This window comes from Pseudomonas sp. DL (assembly GCF_047199225.1).
GTDB classification, from domain to species: Bacteria; Pseudomonadota; Gammaproteobacteria; order Pseudomonadales; family Pseudomonadaceae; genus Pseudomonas; species Pseudomonas aeruginosa.
Genome location: NZ_CP178323.1, coordinates 2,958,328 through 2,976,009, shown reverse-complemented (window position 1 = coordinate 2,976,009; position 17,682 = coordinate 2,958,328). Strand labels below are relative to the sequence as shown.

The window sequence follows — 17,682 nt, the reverse complement described above, 5'->3', positions numbered from 1 at the left end:
GATCCAGACGGAGTCGCCATGAACACCTCGGCCCTCGATACCCCGCTCCCGGCCCGTCCCGCCCGCCGCCGTCTCCAGCGCCGCCGGCGCGGCCCTGGCTGGCTCCTGGTCAGCCCCTCGGTGGCGCTGCTGCTGTTGTGGATGATCGTGCCCCTGGGCATGACCCTGTATTTCTCGCTGATCCGCTACAACCTGCTGTATCCCGGCGAGAATGCCTTCGTCGGCCTGGAGAACTTCACCTTCTTCGTCACCGACGCCGGCTTCCTGCCCGGCGCGCTGAACACCCTGCTGCTGGTGGGCAGCGTGCTGGCGATCAGCGTGGCGTTCGGCGTGCTCATCGCCGCGCTGCTGGAGGCCGGCGAATTCTTCGGCCGCGGCGCGGTGCGGGTGTTGCTGATCTCGCCGTTCTTCATCATGCCGACGGTGAGCGCGCTGCTCTGGAAGAACCTGATCTTCCACCCGGTCTCGGGCATCCTCGCCGCCGTCTGGCGCCTGTTCGGCGCCGAGCCGGTGGATTGGCTGGCGCACTATCCGCTGCTGTCGATCATCCTCATCGTCTCCTGGCAATGGCTGCCCTTCGCCATCCTGATCCTGATGACCGCCATGCAGTCCCTCGACCAGGAGCAGAAGGAGGCTGCCCGCCTCGACGGCGCCGGTCCGCTGGCGATCTTCTGGCACCTGACCCTGCCGCACCTGGCGCGGCCCATCGCGGTGGTGCTGATGATCGAGACGATCTTCCTGCTCTCGGTGTTCGCCGAGATATTCACCACCACCAGCGGCGGCCCCGGCTACGAATCGACCAACCTCGCCTACCTGATCTACAACCAGGCGCTGCTGCAGTTCGATGTCGGCATGGCCTCGGCCGGGGGCCTGATCGCGGTGCTGATCGCCAATATCGCCGCCATCGTGCTGGTGCGGATGATCGGCAAGAACCTTACCGAGCGCAGCTGAGGAACCCGCCATGCTGACACTCAAGCAATCCCGCCGCCTGCGCAATGCCCTGCTCGGCCTGCTCTGCTGGGGCATCGCCCTGCTGCTGTTCTTCCCGATCTTCTGGATGCTGCTGACCAGCTTCAAGAGCGAGATCGACGCCTTCGCCACGCCGCCGCAGTTCATCTTCCAGCCGACCCTGGAGAACTACCTGCACATCAACGAGCGCAGCGACTACTTCGCCTACGCCTGGAACTCGCTGCTGATCTCCTCCTCGGCGACTCTCCTGTGCATGCTCGTCGCGGTGCCGGCGGCCTACTCCATGGCCTTCTTCGAGACCCGCCACACCAAGCGCACGCTGCTCTGGATGCTGTCGACCAAGATGCTTCCGCCGGTCGGCGTACTGATGCCGATCTACCTGCTGGCCAAGCAGTTCGGCCTGCTCGATTCGCGGCTGGCGCTGATCATCGTCTACACCCTGATCAACCTGCCGATCGTGGTCTGGATGGTGTACACCTACTTCAAGGACATCCCCGTGGACATCCTCGAAGCAGCGCGCCTGGACGGCGCCGGCACCTGGCAGGAGATCGTCCGCGTACTGCTGCCGATCGCCCGCGGCGGGCTCGCCTCGACCCTGCTGCTGTCGCTGATCCTGTGTTGGAACGAGGCCTTCTGGTCGCTCAACCTGACCTCCTCGGCCGCCGCCCCGCTGACCGCCCTGGTCGCCTCCTATTCCAGCCCCGAAGGACTGTTCTGGGCCAAGCTCTCGGCCGTCTCCACCCTCGCCTGCGCGCCGATCCTGGTCTTCGGCTGGATCAGCCAGAAGCAGCTGGTACGCGGCCTTTCCTTCGGCGCCGTGAAATGAAGCGCATCCCCATCCTTTCGTCCACGGAGGTATTCCGCCATGGCTGATCTCAAGATCCGCAACCTGCAGAAAGGCTTCGACGGCCAGGCCATCATCAAGGGCATCGACCTCGACGTCCGCGACCGCGAGTTCGTAGTCTTCGTCGGCCCCTCCGGCTGCGGCAAGTCGACCCTGCTGCGCCTGATCGCCGGCCTCGAAGAGGCCAGCGGCGGCAGCATCGCCCTCGACGGCACGGACATCACCGACACCCCGCCGGCGAAACGCGACCTGGCGATGGTCTTCCAGACCTACGCGCTGTACCCGCACATGACGGTGCGCAGGAACCTCTCCTTCGCCCTCGACCTGGCCGGCGTCGACAAGCGCGAGGTCGCCGCCAAGGTCGACGCCGCCGCACGCATCCTCGAACTGCAAGCGCTGCTGGAGCGCAAGCCGCGCCAGCTCTCCGGCGGCCAGCGGCAGCGGGTGGCGATCGGCCGGGCGATCGTGCGCAACCCGAAGATATTCCTCTTCGACGAACCGCTGTCCAACCTCGACGCCGCCCTGCGCGTGCAGATGCGCCTGGAACTGGCGCGGCTGCACCAGGAACTGGCGGCGACCATGATCTACGTGACCCACGACCAGGTCGAGGCGATGACCCTGGCGGACAAGGTCGTGGTGCTCAACGGCGGGCGCGTCGAGCAGGTCGGCTCGCCGCTGGAGCTTTACCACCATCCGGCCAACCTGTTCGTCGCCGGCTTCCTCGGCACGCCGAAGATGGGCTTCCTGCGCGGCCATCTCAGCCGCAACCAGGGCGAGCGCTGCGAGGTCGCCCTCGAATGCGGCGCGCGCGTCGGCCTGCCGCTATGCGCCGGCGAGCTGGCAACCGGCAGCCCGGTGACCCTCGGCATCCGCCCGGAACACCTGAACATCGCCCGCCCGGGCCATGCCTTCCAGGGCCTGCTGCGGGTCGCCGCCGACGTCAGCGAGCGCCTGGGCAGCGACAGCTTCTGCCATGTCCGCGCCGACTCGGGGGAAATGCTCACCCTGCGCGTGCGCGGCGATTTCGCACCGGACTACGGCGCCCCCCTGGAGCTGGGCTTCGATCCGGCGCACTGCCACCTGTTCGACAGCAACGGCCAGGCCCTCGACAAACGACTGCAACAGGCGGCCTGAAGCCGCCAGCGGGAACCCACCGATGAAACTCAACCGGCAGCACCTCCCCCTGCTGGCGACCGCTGTCGCCCGCCCGTCCTACGACCCCGCGCAACTGCGCCAGGGCATCGTCCACATCGGCGTCGGCGGCTTCCACCGCGCGCACCAGGCGGCCTACACCGACGCCCTGATGAACCGCGGCGAAGCCCTCGACTGGGCGATCTGCGGCGCCGGCCTGCGCAGCGACGACCGCGCCATGCACGACGCCCTGGCCGCCCAGGACTACCTCTACACCCTCTACGAGCTGGGCGACCAACCGGACACCGAGGTCCGCGTGATCGGCGCCATCAGCGGCATGCTGCTCGCCGAGGACGGCGCCGAGGCGCTGCTGGAAAAACTTGCCGAGCCGGCCATCCGCATCGTCTCGCTGACCATCACCGAAGGCGGCTACTGCATCGACGATGGCAGCGGCGAGTTCCTCGCCGAGTTGCCGCTGGTGCGCCACGACCTGGCCAACCCGCGGACCCCGCGCGGGGTCTTCGGCTTTCTCTGCGAGGCTCTGCGGCGGCGCCGCGACACAGGCGTGCCGGCGTTCACCGTGATGTCCTGCGACAACCTCCCGCATAACGGCGAGGTGGCGCGCAAGGCGCTGCTGGCCTTCGCCGAACGGCTCGACCCGGGGCTGGCGCGCTGGATCGCGACGCACGTCAGCTTTCCCAACGCCATGGTCGACCGCATCACCCCGATGACCAGCCCCGCCCACCGCCGCCAACTGGCCCAACGGCACGACGTGGAAGACGCCTGGCCGGTGGTCTGCGAACCCTTCGTGCAATGGGTGCTGGAAGATCGTTTCAGCGCTGGGCGCCCGGCCTGGGAAAAGGTCGGCGTGCAGTTCACCGACGACGTCACGCCCTACGAGGAGATGAAGATCGGCCTGCTCAACGGCAGCCACCTGGCGCTCACCTACCTGGGCTTCCTGCGCGGCTACCGCTTCGTCCACGAGACCCTCGGCGACCCGCTGCTGCGTCGCTACGTGCGGGCCTTCATGGACCGCGACGTGGCCCCGCTGCTGGCACCGGTACCGGGGATCGACCTGGAACGCTACAAGGACAGCCTGGTCGAGCGCTTCGCCAACCGCGCCATCGCCGACCAACTGGAACGGGTCTGCTCGGACGGCTCGTCGAAGTTTCCCAAGTTCATCGTCCCCACCGCCAATCGGCTGATCGCCGCCGGCCGGCCGCTGGAACGGGTGGCCCTGGTGGTGGCGGCCTGGGCGCTGTACCTGGGCGGGGTCGACGAGCATGGCGAACGCTACCCGATTCCCGATCCGCGCGCCGCCGAATGCCAGGCGCTGGTTGCCGAACGCCACGGCCTGGGCCGGCGCCTGCTCGGCGTGGAGACCGTGTTCGGCCCGGCGATCCCGGCCTCGGCGGCCTTCGTCGAGGCCTTCGAGCGGCTCTACGACAGCCTGCGCCGACACGGCGTCAGCGAAACCCTGCGCCAGGTACTCGGCGAATGACTCCGAAGGGCCGCATGCACGGATTGTTCCTCGGCATCGATTGCGGCACCCAGGGTAGCAAGGCGCTGCTGCTCGACGCCGGCAGCGGCCGCACGCTGGGCCTGGGCAGCGCCGCGCAGCGCCCGCCGGAAGGCCGCGACGGACGCCGCGAGCAGGACCCGGCGGACTGGCTGGAAGCCATGGCCAGCGCGGTACGCATGGCCCTGGAAGAAGCCGCGGTGGACGGCCGCGAGGTCCGCGCCCTGGCGGTTTCCGCCCAGCAGCATGGGCTGCTCCTGCTCGACGCCGAGGGCCGGGCGCTACGCCCGGCCAAGCTCTGGTGCGACACCGAGAGCGCGGCGGAGAACCGCGAGCTGCTGGAAGCCCTCGGCGGCCCGGCCGGCTCGCTGGAACGCCTGGGACTGGTGCTCGCGCCGGGCTACACGCTGTCCAAGCTGCTCTGGAGCAGGCGCCGCTTTCCCGAGCTGTTCGCCCGCGTCGCGCACATCCTCCTGCCCCACGACTACCTCAACCACTGGCTCACCGGCCGCGTCTGCAGCGAAGCGGGCGACGCCTCCGGCAGCGGCTACTTCGACGTGCGCCGGCGCACCTGGGCCAGCGACGTGCTGGAGCTGGTCGAGCCGGGCGGACGCCTGGCGGCGGCGCTGCCGGAGCTGATCGAGCCCGGCGCCTGCATCGGCAACCTGCGCCCCGAAGCGGCCGCCGCCCTCGGCCTGGCTCCCCACACGCGGGTCGCCTGCGGCGGCGGCGACAACATGCTCGCCGCCATCGGCACCGGCAACATCCGCCCCGGCCTGCTCACCGCCAGCCTGGGCACCTCCGGCACCCTGAGCGCCTATGCCGAGCGGCCGCTGGTCAGTCCGCACGGCGAGCTGGCGACCTTCTGCGCCTCGTCCGGCGGCTGGCTGCCGCTGGCCTGCACGATGAACCTCACCGGCGCCTGCGGCCTGGTACAGGACCTGCTGCACCTCGACCTCGACGAATTCTCCCGGCTGGCCGCCCAGGCGCCGGTCGGCGCCGAGGGTCTGCTGATGCTGCCGTTCTTCGACGGCGAGCGGGTTCCGGCGCTACCGCACGCCAGCGCCAGCCTGCATGGCATGACCGCGGCCAACCTGAGCCGCGCCAATCTTTGCCGGGCGGTGCTCGAAGGCACCGCCTTCGGCCTGCGCTACGGCCTCGACCTGCTGCGCGCCAGCGGCCTGCCGGGCGAGGAAATCCGCCTGGTCGGCGGCGCGGCGAAGAACCCGCTGTGGCGGCGGACGCTCGCCGACCTGCTCGGCCTGCCGCTGGTCTGTCCGCGGCAGACCGAGGCCGCCGCCCTTGGCGCGGCGCTCCAGGCGGCCTGGAGCCTGGGCCGCGAAAGCGGCGCCGGTGAAAGCCTGGAAGCCCTGTGCCGTCGCTGCGTGGCGCTCGACGAGTCGACCCGCACCCAGCCCCAGGCGCGACAACAGGCGGCCTACGAACAGGCCTACCGGCGTTACCTGGAGCACCTGCCTCCGCGATAATGGTCGCTTTCCTTCCTCTTCTGGCGTTTTGGAGATCTGCATGTACCTGGTGTGTGGCGAGGCCCTTTTCGATGTCTTCAGCCTGGAAAGCGCTGCGCGCAGCAACGAGCTGGGCTTCACCGCGATCGCCGGCGGCTCGCCGTTCAACGTCGCCGTCGGCCTGCGCCGGCTGGGCGTGGAGGCGGCGCTGTTCGGCGGGCTGTCCAGCGACTACCTGGGCACGCGGCTGCGCCGGGTGCTCGAAGAAGAAGGCGTGGACTGCGGCTTCCTGGTGCCCAGCGACGCCCCGACCACCCTGGCGATGGTCGGCCTCGACGCCAGCGGCTCGGCGCAATACCAGTTCCGCGGCGACGGCTGCGCCGACCGCCAGGTGCGCCTGGAACACCTGCCGACGCTGGATGGGCGGATACGCGGTTTGCACGTCGGCTCCTATACCCTGGTGGTGACACCGGTGGCCGACACCCTGCTGGCGCTGGTCCGGCGCGAGAGCGGCCGGCGCCTGGTCAGCCTGGATCCCAACGTGCGCCTCGACCCGCAGCCGGACATCGACCTCTGGCGGCGCCGGGTCGAGGCCTTCGCCAGTCATGCGCACCTGATCAAGGCCAGCGAGGAAGACCTGGCCCTGCTCTACCCCGGGCGCGACCCCGGCGAGGTGGCCCGCGGCTGGCTGAACCCGCGCTGCCGGCTGGTCTTCGTCACCCACGGCGGGGCCGGCGCCAGCGTGCACTGCACCCACGGCAGCTGGAGTCGCCCGGCGGATACCGCCCTGCCACTGCGCGATACGGTCGGCGCCGGCGATACCTTCCAGGCGGCGACCCTCGCCTACCTCCGCCGCCTCGACGCCGACAGCCCGGCCGGGCTAGCCGCGCTGTCGCGGGAAGCGATCGACGCGATGCTCGCCTTCGCCATCCGCGCGGCGGCGGTCACCTGCTCGCGGGTGGGGCCGGACCTGCCGTTCGCCCACGAGCTTTGAGGCCGGCCGTGCGGAGGGTCAGGCCGAGGGCTGCCGCCCGGTCTAGCGCCCCGGCCGCGCCAGCCACTCCCGGCCCTTGAGCATGGCGTTCCAGTACACCCAGGGCAGTACGTGGCGCTTGAGCAGCCAGGCGAAGCGGCTGGCCGCGGTGGGCTCCAGCGGGAAGGTCGGCAGCAGCTTGCCGGCATAGCCGAACTCCGCCAGCACCACCCGGCCGCGCTCGACGGTCAGCGGACAACCGCCGTAGCCGTCGTAGCGCAGCGGCAGGCCACGGCCGCTGCGCAGGCCGAGAAGGTTCTCGGCCACCACCACGATCTGCTTGCGCGCCGCCGCCGCGGTCTTCGCGTTGGCGGTGCCGCAGACATCGCCGAGGGCGAAGATCTCGCCATGGCGGACATGTTGCAGGGTCGCCGGGTCGACTTCGCACCAGCCGGCCGCGTCGCCCAGGCCGCTGGCGGCGACGAAGGTCGGCGGCAGCTGCGGCGGCACCACGTGCAGCAGGTCGAAGTCCTTTTCCGCCAGATTGGTGTTGCCGTCGGCGTCCTTCACCTCGAACCAGGCCTTGCGCGCCGCGCCGTCGACCTTCACCAGGTTGGAATTGAACGCCAGCTCGGCCGAATACTTGCGCACGTACTCCATCAGCGGCGGAACGAAATCGGCGACACCGAACAACGCCGCGCCGGCCAGGTCGAACTCGACCTCGATGTCCTGCAGCACGCCCTCCCGCAGCCAGTGGTCGCAGGACAGGTACATGGCCTTCTGCGGCGCCCCGGCGCACTTGATCGGCATCGCCGGCTGGGTGAACAGCGCCTTGCCGCCGCGCAGGCCGCGCACCAGCTCCCAGGTGTAGGGCGCCAGGTCGTAGCGGTAGTTGGAGGTGACGCCGTTGCGCCCCAGGGTCTCCTCCAGGCCCTCGATGCGCTCCCAGGCCAGGCGCAGGCCGGGGCAGACGATCAGGTTGCGGTATTCCAGGCTGTCGCCGCCCTCCAGCAACAGTCGGCGCGCCTCGGGGTCGACCCGCTCGACGCGGGTGCGCAACCACTCCACGCCGGGCGGGACCAGCCCGGCCATCGGCCGCGCGGTGTCGCCCTGTGCGTAGGCGCCGCCACCGACCAGGGTCCAGCCCGGTTGGTAGTAGTGGGTGTCCGCCGGCTCGATCAGGCTGATACGCAACCCCGGCGAACGTTTCAGCAGGCTGGCGATCACGCCGATGCCGGCCGCGCCGCCGCCGATCACGGCGATGTCGGTGGTGAGTTCTGAAGCGTTAGCGCTCTGCATGGGAGTTCCTTCGACGATCCGAGTGGGTGGACGCGCGCCAGGCCGCCGCGCGCGAAACCCTATCACCCTAGCAGCACGGCGCCGGCGCGCGGCATCCGGCTGTAATCCGCCGGTAACTGTTGCCCTGGCAACAGCGGAGCAACAGGCAGCGCCCGCGGACCAGCAGAAACTGTTGGAAAAAACCTCCAAATCTTTGATTTTTCTATGGATTAGCAAACGGCACGGCTTGTGCAAACAGACCCGGCAGAGGCTTGGCGATCGCGCCAGCCACCTATCCGAACTGCCAGAGGTGCCCAGCGAGCATGTCGTTACCGCCTGTTTCCCCTCCCTCCTCCAGGCGTTCCACCCGCACCACCGAACCCGCGAGCCGCGCCACACCGATGCCGCTGGCGGAACCACCACGCTGCAAGGCTGAACCATGACCGACGAAACCGCACCCAAGGATCTTCGTGACCAGGCGCCCCGGCTACTCCCGGCACGCCTCATCGAGAACGACGCCCAGGCGTTGCAGGCCGCCCACGAGGTAGCCGGACTGGCCCGTCGCGAAGCGGCGCTACGCGACCGCGAACGACGCCTGCCCTGGCAGGAACTGGAACTCTTCACCCGCCTCGGCCTGGGCGGCATCGGCATTCCCCGCGCCCATGGCGGCGCGCAGGTTTCCCATGTGACCCTGGCCGAGGTGTTCCGTGTCATCTGTGCCGCCGACCCGGCCCTCGGACAGATTCCGCAGAACCAGTTCGGCCTGCTCAGCGTGATCGACAACGTCGCCAGCCCGGCGCAGAAACGCAAGCTGTTCCGTGGCATCCTCGACGGCCGCCGGCTGGCCAACGCCGGCCCGGAGCGCAATACCCGCCACACCCTGGAGCTGAAGGCGCGGGTCCGTCGCGACGGCGACGGCTACCGGGTCAGCGGCGAGAAGTTCTACTCCACCGGCGCCTTGTTCGCCCACTGGGTGGCGGTCAAGGCCATCGACGAGGAAGAGCGCGCGGTGATGCTCTTCGTCGAGCGCGGCGCTCCCGGCCTGCGCATCGTCGACGACTGGTCCGGCTTCGGCCAGCGCACCACCGCCAGCGGCACGGTACTGCTGGACGAGGTTCCGGTAGCCGGCGACATGCTGATCCACAACGGCCTGCTGGCTGAGATCCCGAGCCTCCAGGGCGCCGTCTCGCAACTGATCCAGGCCGCCATCGACGCCGGCATCGCCCAGGCGGCGCTGGACGACGCCCAGGCTTTCGTCCGCGAACGCAGCCGGCCCTGGATCGACGCCCAGGTCGAACGCGCCAGCGATGAGCTCTACAGCATCGCCGAGGTCGGCCGCCTGCAAATCGAGCTGCACGCCGCCAACGCCCTGCTGGAGAAGGCCGGCCAGGTCCTCGACGAAGTGGCCGCGCGGCCGGTGGACGCCGAGTCGGCGGCACGCGCCTCGATCGCCGTGGCCGAGGCCAAGGTGCTGAGCACCGAGATCAGCCTGGCCGCCAGCGAGAAGCTCTTCGAGCTGGCCGGCAGCCGTGCCACGCTCGCCGAGTTCAACCTCGACCGGCACTGGCGCAACGCCCGCACCCATACCCTGCACGACCCGGTGCGCTGGAAAGTCCACGCGGTCGGCGACTACTACCTGAACGGCGCCCGTCCGGCGCGTCACTCATGGATCTGAGGAGCGCCCGATGAGCCTCGCACACGCTACACGCGACAATCCCACGGCCGCTGCCCATCGCATCGGCAGCGACGACGAAGCCCTGGAAACGGCCCGCGAGCTGGCCGCCCTGTTCGCCCGCGAAAGCATCCAGCGCGACCGCGAGCGGCGCCTGCCGCTGGAAGAACTGGAACTGTTCTCCCGCTCCGGCCTGTGGGGCATCGCGGTGCCCCGCGAATATGGCGGGGCCGGCGTCTCGCGGGTGACCCTGGCGAAGGTGGTGGCGATCGTCAGCGCCGCCGACAGTTCCCTGGGGCAGATTCCGCAGAACCATTTCTACGCCCTCGAAGTGCTGCGGGTGAATGGCTCGCCGGCGCAGAAAGGTCGCCTGTTCGGCGCCGCCCTGGCCGGCGAGCGTTTCGGCAACGCCCTGGCCGAGATCGGCACGCGTACCGCCAGCGAGCGCCGTACCCGCCTGCGCGCCGACGGCGACGGCTACCGCCTGGACGGGCGCAAGTTCTACTGCACCGGCGCACTCTACGCGCAGCGGGTGCCGACCCTGGCGGTGGACGACGAGGGCCGCCAGCAACTGGCCTTCGTCCCGCGCGACAGCGCCGGGCTGGAAATCGTCGACGACTGGTCCGGCTTCGGTCAACGCACCACCGGCAGCGGTTCGGCGCTGTTCGACCGGGTACCGGTGGCCGCCGAGGACGTGGTCTCGTTCCAGGACGCCTTCGAGCGCCCGACCACCGTCGGCCCGCTGGCGCAGATCCTCCACGCGGCGATCGACGCCGGGATCGCCCGCGGCGCCTTCGAGGACACCCTGCGTTTCGTCCGCGAGCGCGCCCGGCCCTGGGTCGACTCCGGCGTCGACAAGGCCAGCGCCGACCCACTGACCATCCATGAGATCGGCCGCCTGGCGATCCGCCTGCACGCCGCCGAAGCGCTGCTGGAGCGTGCCGGGCGGGTGCTCGACCGGGCCACCGCCGAGCCGGACGCGGAAAGCGTGGCGGCCGCCTCGATCGCCGTCGCCGAAGCCCGCGCGCTGACCACCGAGGTCGCCCTGCTGGCCGGCAGCAAGCTGATCGAGCTTGGCGGCAGCCGCGCCTGTCTCGCCGAACTCGGTCTCGACCGCCACTGGCGCAACGCCCGCGTACACACCCTGCACGACCCGGTGCGCTGGAAGTACCACGCGGTCGGCGACTACTACCTCAACGGCCGCCTGCCGCCACGCCGCGGCACGCTCTGAACGCCGAAGGAACCGCCATGAGCAAGAAGCAGATTCTCCTAAACGCCTTCAGCATGAATTGCGTCGGCCATATCAACCACGGCCTCTGGACCCACCCGCGCGACCGCTCCAGCGACTACCGCAAACTGCGCCACTGGACCGAGCTGGCCCGGCTGCTGGAGCGCGGCCTGTTCGACGGCCTGTTCATCGCCGATATCCTCGGCGTCTACGACGTCTACCAGGGCGGCATCGAGGTGACCGCCCGCGAAGCCGTCCAGTTGCCGGTGAACGACCCGCTGATGCTGGTCTCGGCCATGGCCGGGGTCACCGAGCACCTGGGTTTCGGCGTCACCGCCAACCTCACCTACGAGGCGCCCTACCCGTTCGCCCGGCGGCTCTCGACCCTCGACCACCTGAGCGACGGGCGGATCGGCTGGAACATCGTCACCGGCTACCTGGAAAGCGCGGCCAAGGCCATGGGCCAGTCCGCGCAGATCGAGCACGACCGCCGCTACGACCGCGCCGACGAGTACCTGGAGGTCCTCTACAAGCTCTGGGAGGGCAGCTGGGAAGACGACGCGGTGCTCGCCGACCGCCAGCGACGGGTCTACGCGCGGCCGGAGAAGATCCACAAGATCCGCCACCATGGCGAGTTCTACCAGGTCGAGGGCTACCACCTCGCCGAGCCCTCGCCACAGCGCACCCCGGTGCTGTTCCAGGCCGGCTCCTCGGAGCGTGGCCTGGCCTTCGCCGCGCGCCACGCCGAATGCGTGTTCGTCTCCGGACAGACCCGCGAGGCCACCCGCCAACTGGTGCAGCGCATCCGCGCGGCGGTGGTCGGCGCCGGCCGTCGCGCCGAGGACATCAGGATCTTCATGGGCATCAACGTGATCGTCGCAGCCACCGCGGCCGAGGCCCGCGACAAGCATGCCGAGTACCGCCGCTACGCCAGCCCCGAGGCCGGCCTGGCGCACTTCGCCAGCTCCAGCGGCATCGACCTGTCGCGCTACGGACTCGACGAGCCGATCCGCTACGAGAAGAACAACGCCATCGAGTCGGTGGTGAAGAACCTCACCGTGGCGCGCACCGACTCCACCGTGCGCAAGCTCCTCGACCAGTTGGCCCTGGGCGGCCGCTACGTGACCCTGGTAGGCGACCCGCGCCAGGTCGCCGACGACCTCGAAGGCTGGATCGCCGATACCGGCCTGGACGGCTTCAACCTGACCCGCACCGTGGAGCCGGAGAGCTACGCCGACTTCATCGACCTGGTGGTGCCCGAGTTGCAGGCACGCGGCAGCTACAAGACCGCCTACGCTCCCGGCACCCTGCGGGAGAAGCTCTTCGGCGGCGGCCGCGCGCGCCTGCAGGCGGAACACGCCGGCGCCGCCTTCCGCCAGCCCCCGGCCGCGCGCCAGCGCCAGGCCTGACCCCACTTTCCCTTTCGTTCAGGAGCCCACCATGCTGAACACTCTGAAAACCCTGAGCCTGGCCGTCCTCCTCGGCAGCGGCCCGGCCCAGGCCGCCGACGCCCCGCTGAAGATCGGCACCACCGCCGCCTTCGCCCCGCCGCTGGAAGTCGCCGTGAGCGAAGCCGGCAAGCAGGGACTGAAGGTCGAACTGGTCGAGTTCAGCGACTGGAACGCCCCCAACATCACCCTCGCCCAGGGCGACATCGACGCCAACTACTTCCAGCACGTGCCCTTCCTGGAAAACGCCAACCGCGAAGGCGGCTTCCGGCTGAAGCCGTTCGCGCCGGGGATCATCAACAACGTCGGGCTCTATTCGAAGCGCTACGCCAGCCTCGCAGAGTTGCCGGAAGGCGCCAGCGTGGCCATCGCCAACGACCCGATCAATGGCGGCCGCGGCCTGCAACTGCTACAGAAGGCCGGCCTGCTGAAGCTCAGGGACGGCGTCGGCTACAAGGCGACCCTCGACGATATCGTCGACAACCCGAAGGACATCCGCATCACCGAGCTGGAGGCGGTGCAACTGGCGCGCGCCCTCGACGATTTCGACCTGGCCCAGGGCTACCCGCACTACCTGCGCCTGGCCGGGACCATCGACCCGACCCGGGCGCTGCTGTTCGACGGGATCGACAACCGGGAATACGTGATCCAGTTCGTCACCCGCGGCGACTACCAGGACCGCGACGGCCGCCTGGCGCGCTTCGTCGACATCTACCAGCATTCGCCGGTGGTCCGCGCCGCGCTGGACAAGGCCCATGGCACGCTGTACCAGCCGGGCTGGGAGTGACGACCATGACCGTTCCCCCGAGCCTGCTGCCCCTCGAACCGTTCCCGACGGCGCCCGACACGCGCGCCTCCACGCCGCACATCCGTCTCCACGGCCTGGGCAAGCGCTACCCCGGCGGGGTCCAGGCCCTGCGGGAGATCGACCTGGAAATCCGCCGCGGCGAAGTGTTCGGCATCATCGGCCGCAGCGGCGCCGGCAAGTCCTCGCTGATCCGCACCCTCAATCGCCTGGAGCGTCCCAGCGAGGGGCAGGTGCTGATCGACGATGAAGACATCGGCGGCTACGACGGCCAGCGCCTGGTCGCCCTGCGCCGACGCATCGGCATGATCTTCCAGCACTTCAACCTGATGTCGGCCAAGACCGTGCGGCAGAACATCGCCCTGCCGCTGCGGGTGGCCGGGGTGCCCCGGGCACGGATCGAGGAGCGGGTCGCCGGGCTGCTGCAACTGGTCGGCCTGGAGGAAAAACGCGACGCCTATCCGGCACAGCTCTCCGGCGGACAGAAACAGCGCGTCGGCATCGCACGCGCGCTGGTGCACCAGCCGCAGATACTGCTCTGCGACGAAGCCACCTCGGCGCTGGACCCGGAGAGCACCCAGGCGATCCTCGCGCTGCTGCGCGACATCAACCGCCGGCTGGGCCTGACCATCGTCCTGATCACCCACGAGATGGCGGTCATCCGCGAGATCTGCGACCGCGTGGTGGTCCTCGAATGCGGCCGCATCGTCGAACAGGGCGAAGTCTGGGAAGTCTTCGGCGATCCGCGCCATGCCGTCACCCGAAGCCTGCTCGGCAGCCTGCGCGCCGCCCTCCCGGCCGACCTCCAGGCGCGCCTGCGCCAGGCTCCCGGCGGCGGCGACCCGGTGCTGCTCGATCTCCAGTACACCGGCGCCAGCCGACGGGTGCCGGACCTGCTGGCCATCGCCAAGGCCATCGGCCAGCGCGTCGACCTGCTCCACGGCGGCATAGAGCGGATCCAGGGCCGCGCCCTGGGGCGCCTGCTGCTACAGGTCGGCGCGCCGCCCGGCGAGCTTCCCGGCGTGCTGGCGAAGGCCGCGCTGGTGGCGGACAAGGTGGAGGTGCTCGGCCATGTCGCCCATGCTTGAACGGCTCTGGCAAGGTTTCCTCGATACGCTGCTGATGATCGGCGCGTCCTCCGCCATCGTCCTGCTGGTGGGTATCCCGCTGGCCCTGGTGCTGGTCACCACCGGGCCGGGCGGGATCTTCGAGGCGCGCCTGCTCAATCGCATCCTGGGCGCTGTGGTCAACGTGCTGCGCTCGGTACCCTTCCTGATCCTGATGGTGGCGCTGATTCCCTTTACCCGGATGATCGTCGGCACCAGCTATGGAGTCTGGGCCGCGGTGGTGCCGCTGACCATCGCCGCCACGCCGTTCTTCGCGCGGATCGCCGAGGTCAGCCTGCGCGAAGTCGACCACGGCCTGGTGGAGGCGGCCCAGGCGATGGGCTGCGAACGCCGCCACATCATCTGCAACGTACTGTTGCCGGAGGCGCGACCGGGCATCGTCGGCGGCTTCACCATCACCCTGGTGACCATGATCAATTCCTCGGCCATGGCCGGCGCGATCGGTGCCGGCGGCCTCGGCGACCTGGCCTACCGCTACGGCTACCAGCGCTTCGACACCCAGGTGATGCTCACCGTGATCATCGTCCTTGTGCTGCTGGTCACGTTGATCCAGTTCGGCGGCGACCGCCTGGCCCGCCTGCTGAACAAACGCCTGTAGAATCCGCCCTCCCGGCCCGGGAGGGCTGGCGCTTTGCCGAGGGCGACAGGAACGAGCGTCGCCGCGACAGCGCATCTTTCCCCGCGCCGGACAGACCTGTATCTGTCGTCCTCCGGTCATCCGGCGACGCCAGACTGGTCGGCAATCCCGTGAAAAAGAAAGAAGGAAAGGCGCCTCATGCGGCAAAGATTCTGGCAAGGAACATTCAAGACCCTGGGCCTCCTCGGCCTGACGGCGGGGCTCGCCGCCCAGGCCGCGGAGCCGTCCGGCAAGGCCCTCAGCGCCGCCGCCGGCGTGCCCTGGCCGGCGGTCATCGCCCACCGCGGCGCCTCGTACGACGCCCCCGAGGAAACCGCCGCGGCCTACCTGCTGGCCCGCGACCTCGGCGCCGACTACCTGGAAGCCGACGTGCAGCGCAGCCGCGACGGCGTGCTGGTCGCCCTCCACGACGACACCCTGGAGCGCACCACCGACGTCGCCGAGGTCTTCCCGGAGCGCGCCAAGGACCCGGTGAGCAGCTTCACTCTCGCCGAACTCAAGCGCCTGGACGCCGGCTCCTGGTTCAATCGCGCCTTCCCCGAGCGCGCCCGGCCCGGCTTCGTCGGCCTGCGCATCCTCACCCTCGACGAGATGCTCGACATCGCCGAGGGCGGCGCCAACAAGCCGGGCCTGTACCTGGAGACCAAGGTACCGGCGCAATTCCCCGGCATCGAAGACGACCTGCGCAAGCTGCTGGAACGCCGCGGCTGGCTGCAACCCCGCGAGCGCGCCGCCGCCGGGCATGTCGACGTGGCCCACGGCAATGGCCGGGTGATCCTGCAGACCTTCGAGAAGAGCAGCCTGGAGCTGCTGCAAGAAAGCATGCCGCAAGTGCCGAAGATTCTCCTGCTGTGGCTCGGCGACGGTTACCTGGAAGCCCGTTCGCCAGTGACCTTCAAGGAATCCGGGGAAACCGACAAGGCGGCCTTCTACGCCAGGCAGGAAGTGAAGTCCGAAGCCGAGTTCGGCGCCTGGCTGGACTGGGCCAAGGCCCACGGCGCGCTGGGCACCGGGCCCTCGGCGACCCTCAGCGAACGCGGCGAACAGAGCTACGCCGACCTGGTGAAACCCTGGATGAACCGCATGACCCACGCGCGCGGGTTGTTCATCCATGCCTACTCGGTGGACTCGGCGGAAGACTTCAAGGCCCTAGGCGCGGCCGGCGTCGACGGTTTCTTCACCAACCGCACCTCGGAACTGCTGAAGTTCCAGGGCCGCCCGGCGGCGCAAGACATGGACGCGCTGCTGCGCCGGCACGGCTACTGAGCCTCGGCCTGGCCGGCGGATGAGCGCGGGCGGCCATCCGCAGTTCCCGCTTCGGCGGCGCGGCGCTAGCCGGCGCTGTCGCTGCCGAAGCGTGCCAGCTGCATCTCGCGCAGCCGGCTGAGGGTGCGACGGAAGGCGAAGGCCAGGTAGCCCTCGGTATAAAGTGCCTCCAACGGCACCCTGGCCTCCAGGTAGAGCGGCACCTTGCGGTCGTAGCATTCGTCCACCAGGGCGATGAAGCGCCGCACGCCGTCGTCGTGCACCGACAACTGCGGCAATTCGCGATCACCCGCCTCCACCAGTTGCGCGCCGTCCTCGGTGCCACGGGCTATGCGGCCTTCGCGCTGGCTGGCGCTCAGGCACGGCAGGTCGTCCATCAGGATCGCCCGGTAGCGGTCGCAAAGGCCGATGAAGTCCAGTGCCGACAGCGGCGCCTCGCAGAGCTGCGCATAGCTGCACCAGAGCACCGATTCGCTGTGCCGGTGCACCGCCAGCGGGCGGTGCCCCAGTTCGATGGGCTGCGTGGATGCCGCTTCGCCGGCACTCAGGCGCGCGAAGAGTTCGGCGAAACCGCTCGCCTGCCCCGCCTCCACCACCCAGTAGCGTTGCTCGGCCCGGCCGGGATGCAGGCGGTGGTCCTGGCCGCCATCCACCGCGACCACCGCCATGTGCCGCTGGATCGCCTCGATCGCCGGGAGGAAGCGTTCGCGGTTGAAACCGTCGGCGTACAACTGCTCCGGTGGCTGGTTGGAAGTGGCCACCAGCACCACGCCCTCCTCGAACATGATGCGCAGCAGGCTGCCGAGCAGGATGGCGTCGCCGATATCGCTGACGAACAGCTCGTCGAAGCACAGCACCCGCACGTCCCGCGCCAACTCGCGGGCCAGGGCGCGCAACGGGTCGGCTGTACCGGTCAGTTCGAACTGGCGCTGGTGCACCCATTGCATGAAGTGGTGGAAGTGCTGGCGCCGCGCGGGCACGCGCAGGCACTGGTAGAAGTGGTCCATCAGCCAGGTCTTGCCGCGTCCTACCGGTCCCCACAGGTAGACGCCCTGGATCGCGCCGTGGCGGTGCGGCTCGTGCAGGGCCTGGAAACAACGCTCCAGCGCCTCGGCTGCGCGCCGCTGCGCCTCGTCGGGAGCGAAACCGCGCTGTTCCACGGCCTGACGATAGGCGGCGAGCGGCGACATGGCCGGCAGATCGGGAGAGGTATCGGGCATCGGGCGGTTCCACCTGGCGCAGAGCGCGGAGCCAGACGCTCCGCAAAGCGCCGAGTCTACTGCGCCCGGCTGGGTTTGGGCGAATGCCGCAGCGCCGGC

At 69.7% G+C, this 17,682-nt stretch carries 15 protein-coding genes; 13 read left to right on the top strand and 2 right to left on the bottom strand.

Translation table 11 applies throughout. From position 1 onward, the window contains the following. Positions 1 to 18: 18 nt before the first annotated feature. The 6 genes from ACI766_RS13865 to ACI766_RS13840 are packed head-to-tail and all read left to right on the top strand — an operon-like array spanning position 19 to position 6,923. On the top strand, positions 19 to 951 hold the full coding sequence (locus ACI766_RS13865; RefSeq protein WP_003105364.1) for a carbohydrate ABC transporter permease: 933 nt from the start codon (positions 19 to 21) through the stop codon (positions 949 to 951). A 10-nt stretch (positions 952 to 961) separates the two neighbouring features. Continuing rightward, positions 962 to 1,795 carry a carbohydrate ABC transporter permease gene (locus ACI766_RS13860; protein WP_003105365.1) on the top strand — a complete coding sequence of 278 codons (834 nt, stop codon included), beginning with the start codon at positions 962 to 964 and terminating at the stop codon, positions 1,793 to 1,795. Between the two features lie 39 nt (positions 1,796 to 1,834). After that, the gene (locus ACI766_RS13855; RefSeq protein ID WP_003089446.1) at positions 1,835 to 2,947 is read left to right on the top strand and encodes an ABC transporter ATP-binding protein; all 1,113 of its coding nucleotides are present in this window, start codon (positions 1,835 to 1,837) and stop codon (positions 2,945 to 2,947) included. 22 nt (positions 2,948 to 2,969) lie between these two features. Further along, the gene (locus ACI766_RS13850; protein ID WP_003105368.1) at positions 2,970 to 4,445 is read left to right on the top strand and encodes a mannitol dehydrogenase family protein; all 1,476 of its coding nucleotides are present in this window, start codon (positions 2,970 to 2,972) and stop codon (positions 4,443 to 4,445) included. Continuing rightward, positions 4,442 to 5,950, top strand: coding sequence for a xylulokinase (gene xylB, locus ACI766_RS13845; protein WP_023087498.1), 1,509 nt, complete (start codon positions 4,442 to 4,444; stop codon positions 5,948 to 5,950). Before ACI766_RS13850 ends, xylB begins: the two co-directional genes overlap by 4 nt. 40 nt (positions 5,951 to 5,990) lie before the next feature. Further along, positions 5,991 to 6,923 carry a carbohydrate kinase family protein gene (locus ACI766_RS13840; RefSeq protein ID WP_003106865.1) on the top strand — a complete coding sequence of 311 codons (933 nt, stop codon included), beginning with the start codon at positions 5,991 to 5,993 and terminating at the stop codon, positions 6,921 to 6,923. Positions 6,924 to 6,965: 42 nt separating this feature from the next. Here the strand turns inward: ACI766_RS13840 and ACI766_RS13835 are convergent, their stop codons facing one another. Beyond that, positions 6,966 to 8,201 carry an FAD/NAD(P)-binding oxidoreductase gene (locus ACI766_RS13835; protein WP_003106867.1) on the bottom strand — a complete coding sequence of 412 codons (1,236 nt, stop codon included), beginning with the start codon at positions 8,199 to 8,201 and terminating at the stop codon, positions 6,966 to 6,968. 418 nt (positions 8,202 to 8,619) lie between these two features. On the opposite strand from ACI766_RS13835, the gene ACI766_RS13830 reads away from it, so the two are divergent. The 7 genes from ACI766_RS13830 (at position 8,620) to ACI766_RS13800 (ending at position 16,363) form a co-directional block, all read left to right on the top strand. Continuing rightward, on the top strand, positions 8,620 to 9,855 hold the full coding sequence (locus ACI766_RS13830) for an SfnB family sulfur acquisition oxidoreductase (protein WP_003106870.1): 1,236 nt from the start codon (positions 8,620 to 8,622) through the stop codon (positions 9,853 to 9,855). 10 nt (positions 9,856 to 9,865) lie between these two features. Then, entirely contained in the window at positions 9,866 to 11,083 is a 1,218-nt protein-coding gene (locus ACI766_RS13825; protein ID WP_115282370.1) for an SfnB family sulfur acquisition oxidoreductase, read from the top strand. 17 nt (positions 11,084 to 11,100) lie between these two features. Continuing rightward, entirely contained in the window at positions 11,101 to 12,489 is a 1,389-nt protein-coding gene (locus tag ACI766_RS13820) for an LLM class flavin-dependent oxidoreductase (protein ID WP_003106871.1), read from the top strand. 31 nt (positions 12,490 to 12,520) lie between these two features. Continuing rightward, positions 12,521 to 13,315: a MetQ/NlpA family ABC transporter substrate-binding protein gene (locus ACI766_RS13815; protein ID WP_009316120.1), complete on the top strand. Its 795-nt coding sequence runs from the start codon at positions 12,521 to 12,523 to the stop codon at positions 13,313 to 13,315. Next, the gene (locus ACI766_RS13810) at positions 13,312 to 14,421 is read left to right on the top strand and encodes a methionine ABC transporter ATP-binding protein (protein WP_087823967.1); all 1,110 of its coding nucleotides are present in this window, start codon (positions 13,312 to 13,314) and stop codon (positions 14,419 to 14,421) included. The genes ACI766_RS13815 and ACI766_RS13810 overlap by 4 nt, the downstream gene beginning before the upstream one ends. Next, the gene (locus ACI766_RS13805; RefSeq protein WP_019726211.1) at positions 14,405 to 15,058 is read left to right on the top strand and encodes a methionine ABC transporter permease; all 654 of its coding nucleotides are present in this window, start codon (positions 14,405 to 14,407) and stop codon (positions 15,056 to 15,058) included. The genes ACI766_RS13810 and ACI766_RS13805 overlap by 17 nt, the downstream gene beginning before the upstream one ends. Before the next feature lie 177 nt (positions 15,059 to 15,235). After that, the gene (locus tag ACI766_RS13800) at positions 15,236 to 16,363 is read left to right on the top strand and encodes a glycerophosphodiester phosphodiesterase (RefSeq protein WP_003122702.1); all 1,128 of its coding nucleotides are present in this window, start codon (positions 15,236 to 15,238) and stop codon (positions 16,361 to 16,363) included. 65 nt (positions 16,364 to 16,428) lie between these two features. On the opposite strand, the gene zapE is transcribed toward ACI766_RS13800, so the two are convergent. Beyond that, positions 16,429 to 17,583 carry a cell division protein ZapE gene (gene zapE, locus ACI766_RS13795; protein ID WP_003122701.1) on the bottom strand — a complete coding sequence of 385 codons (1,155 nt, stop codon included), beginning with the start codon at positions 17,581 to 17,583 and terminating at the stop codon, positions 16,429 to 16,431. Positions 17,584 to 17,682 lie beyond the last annotated feature (99 nt).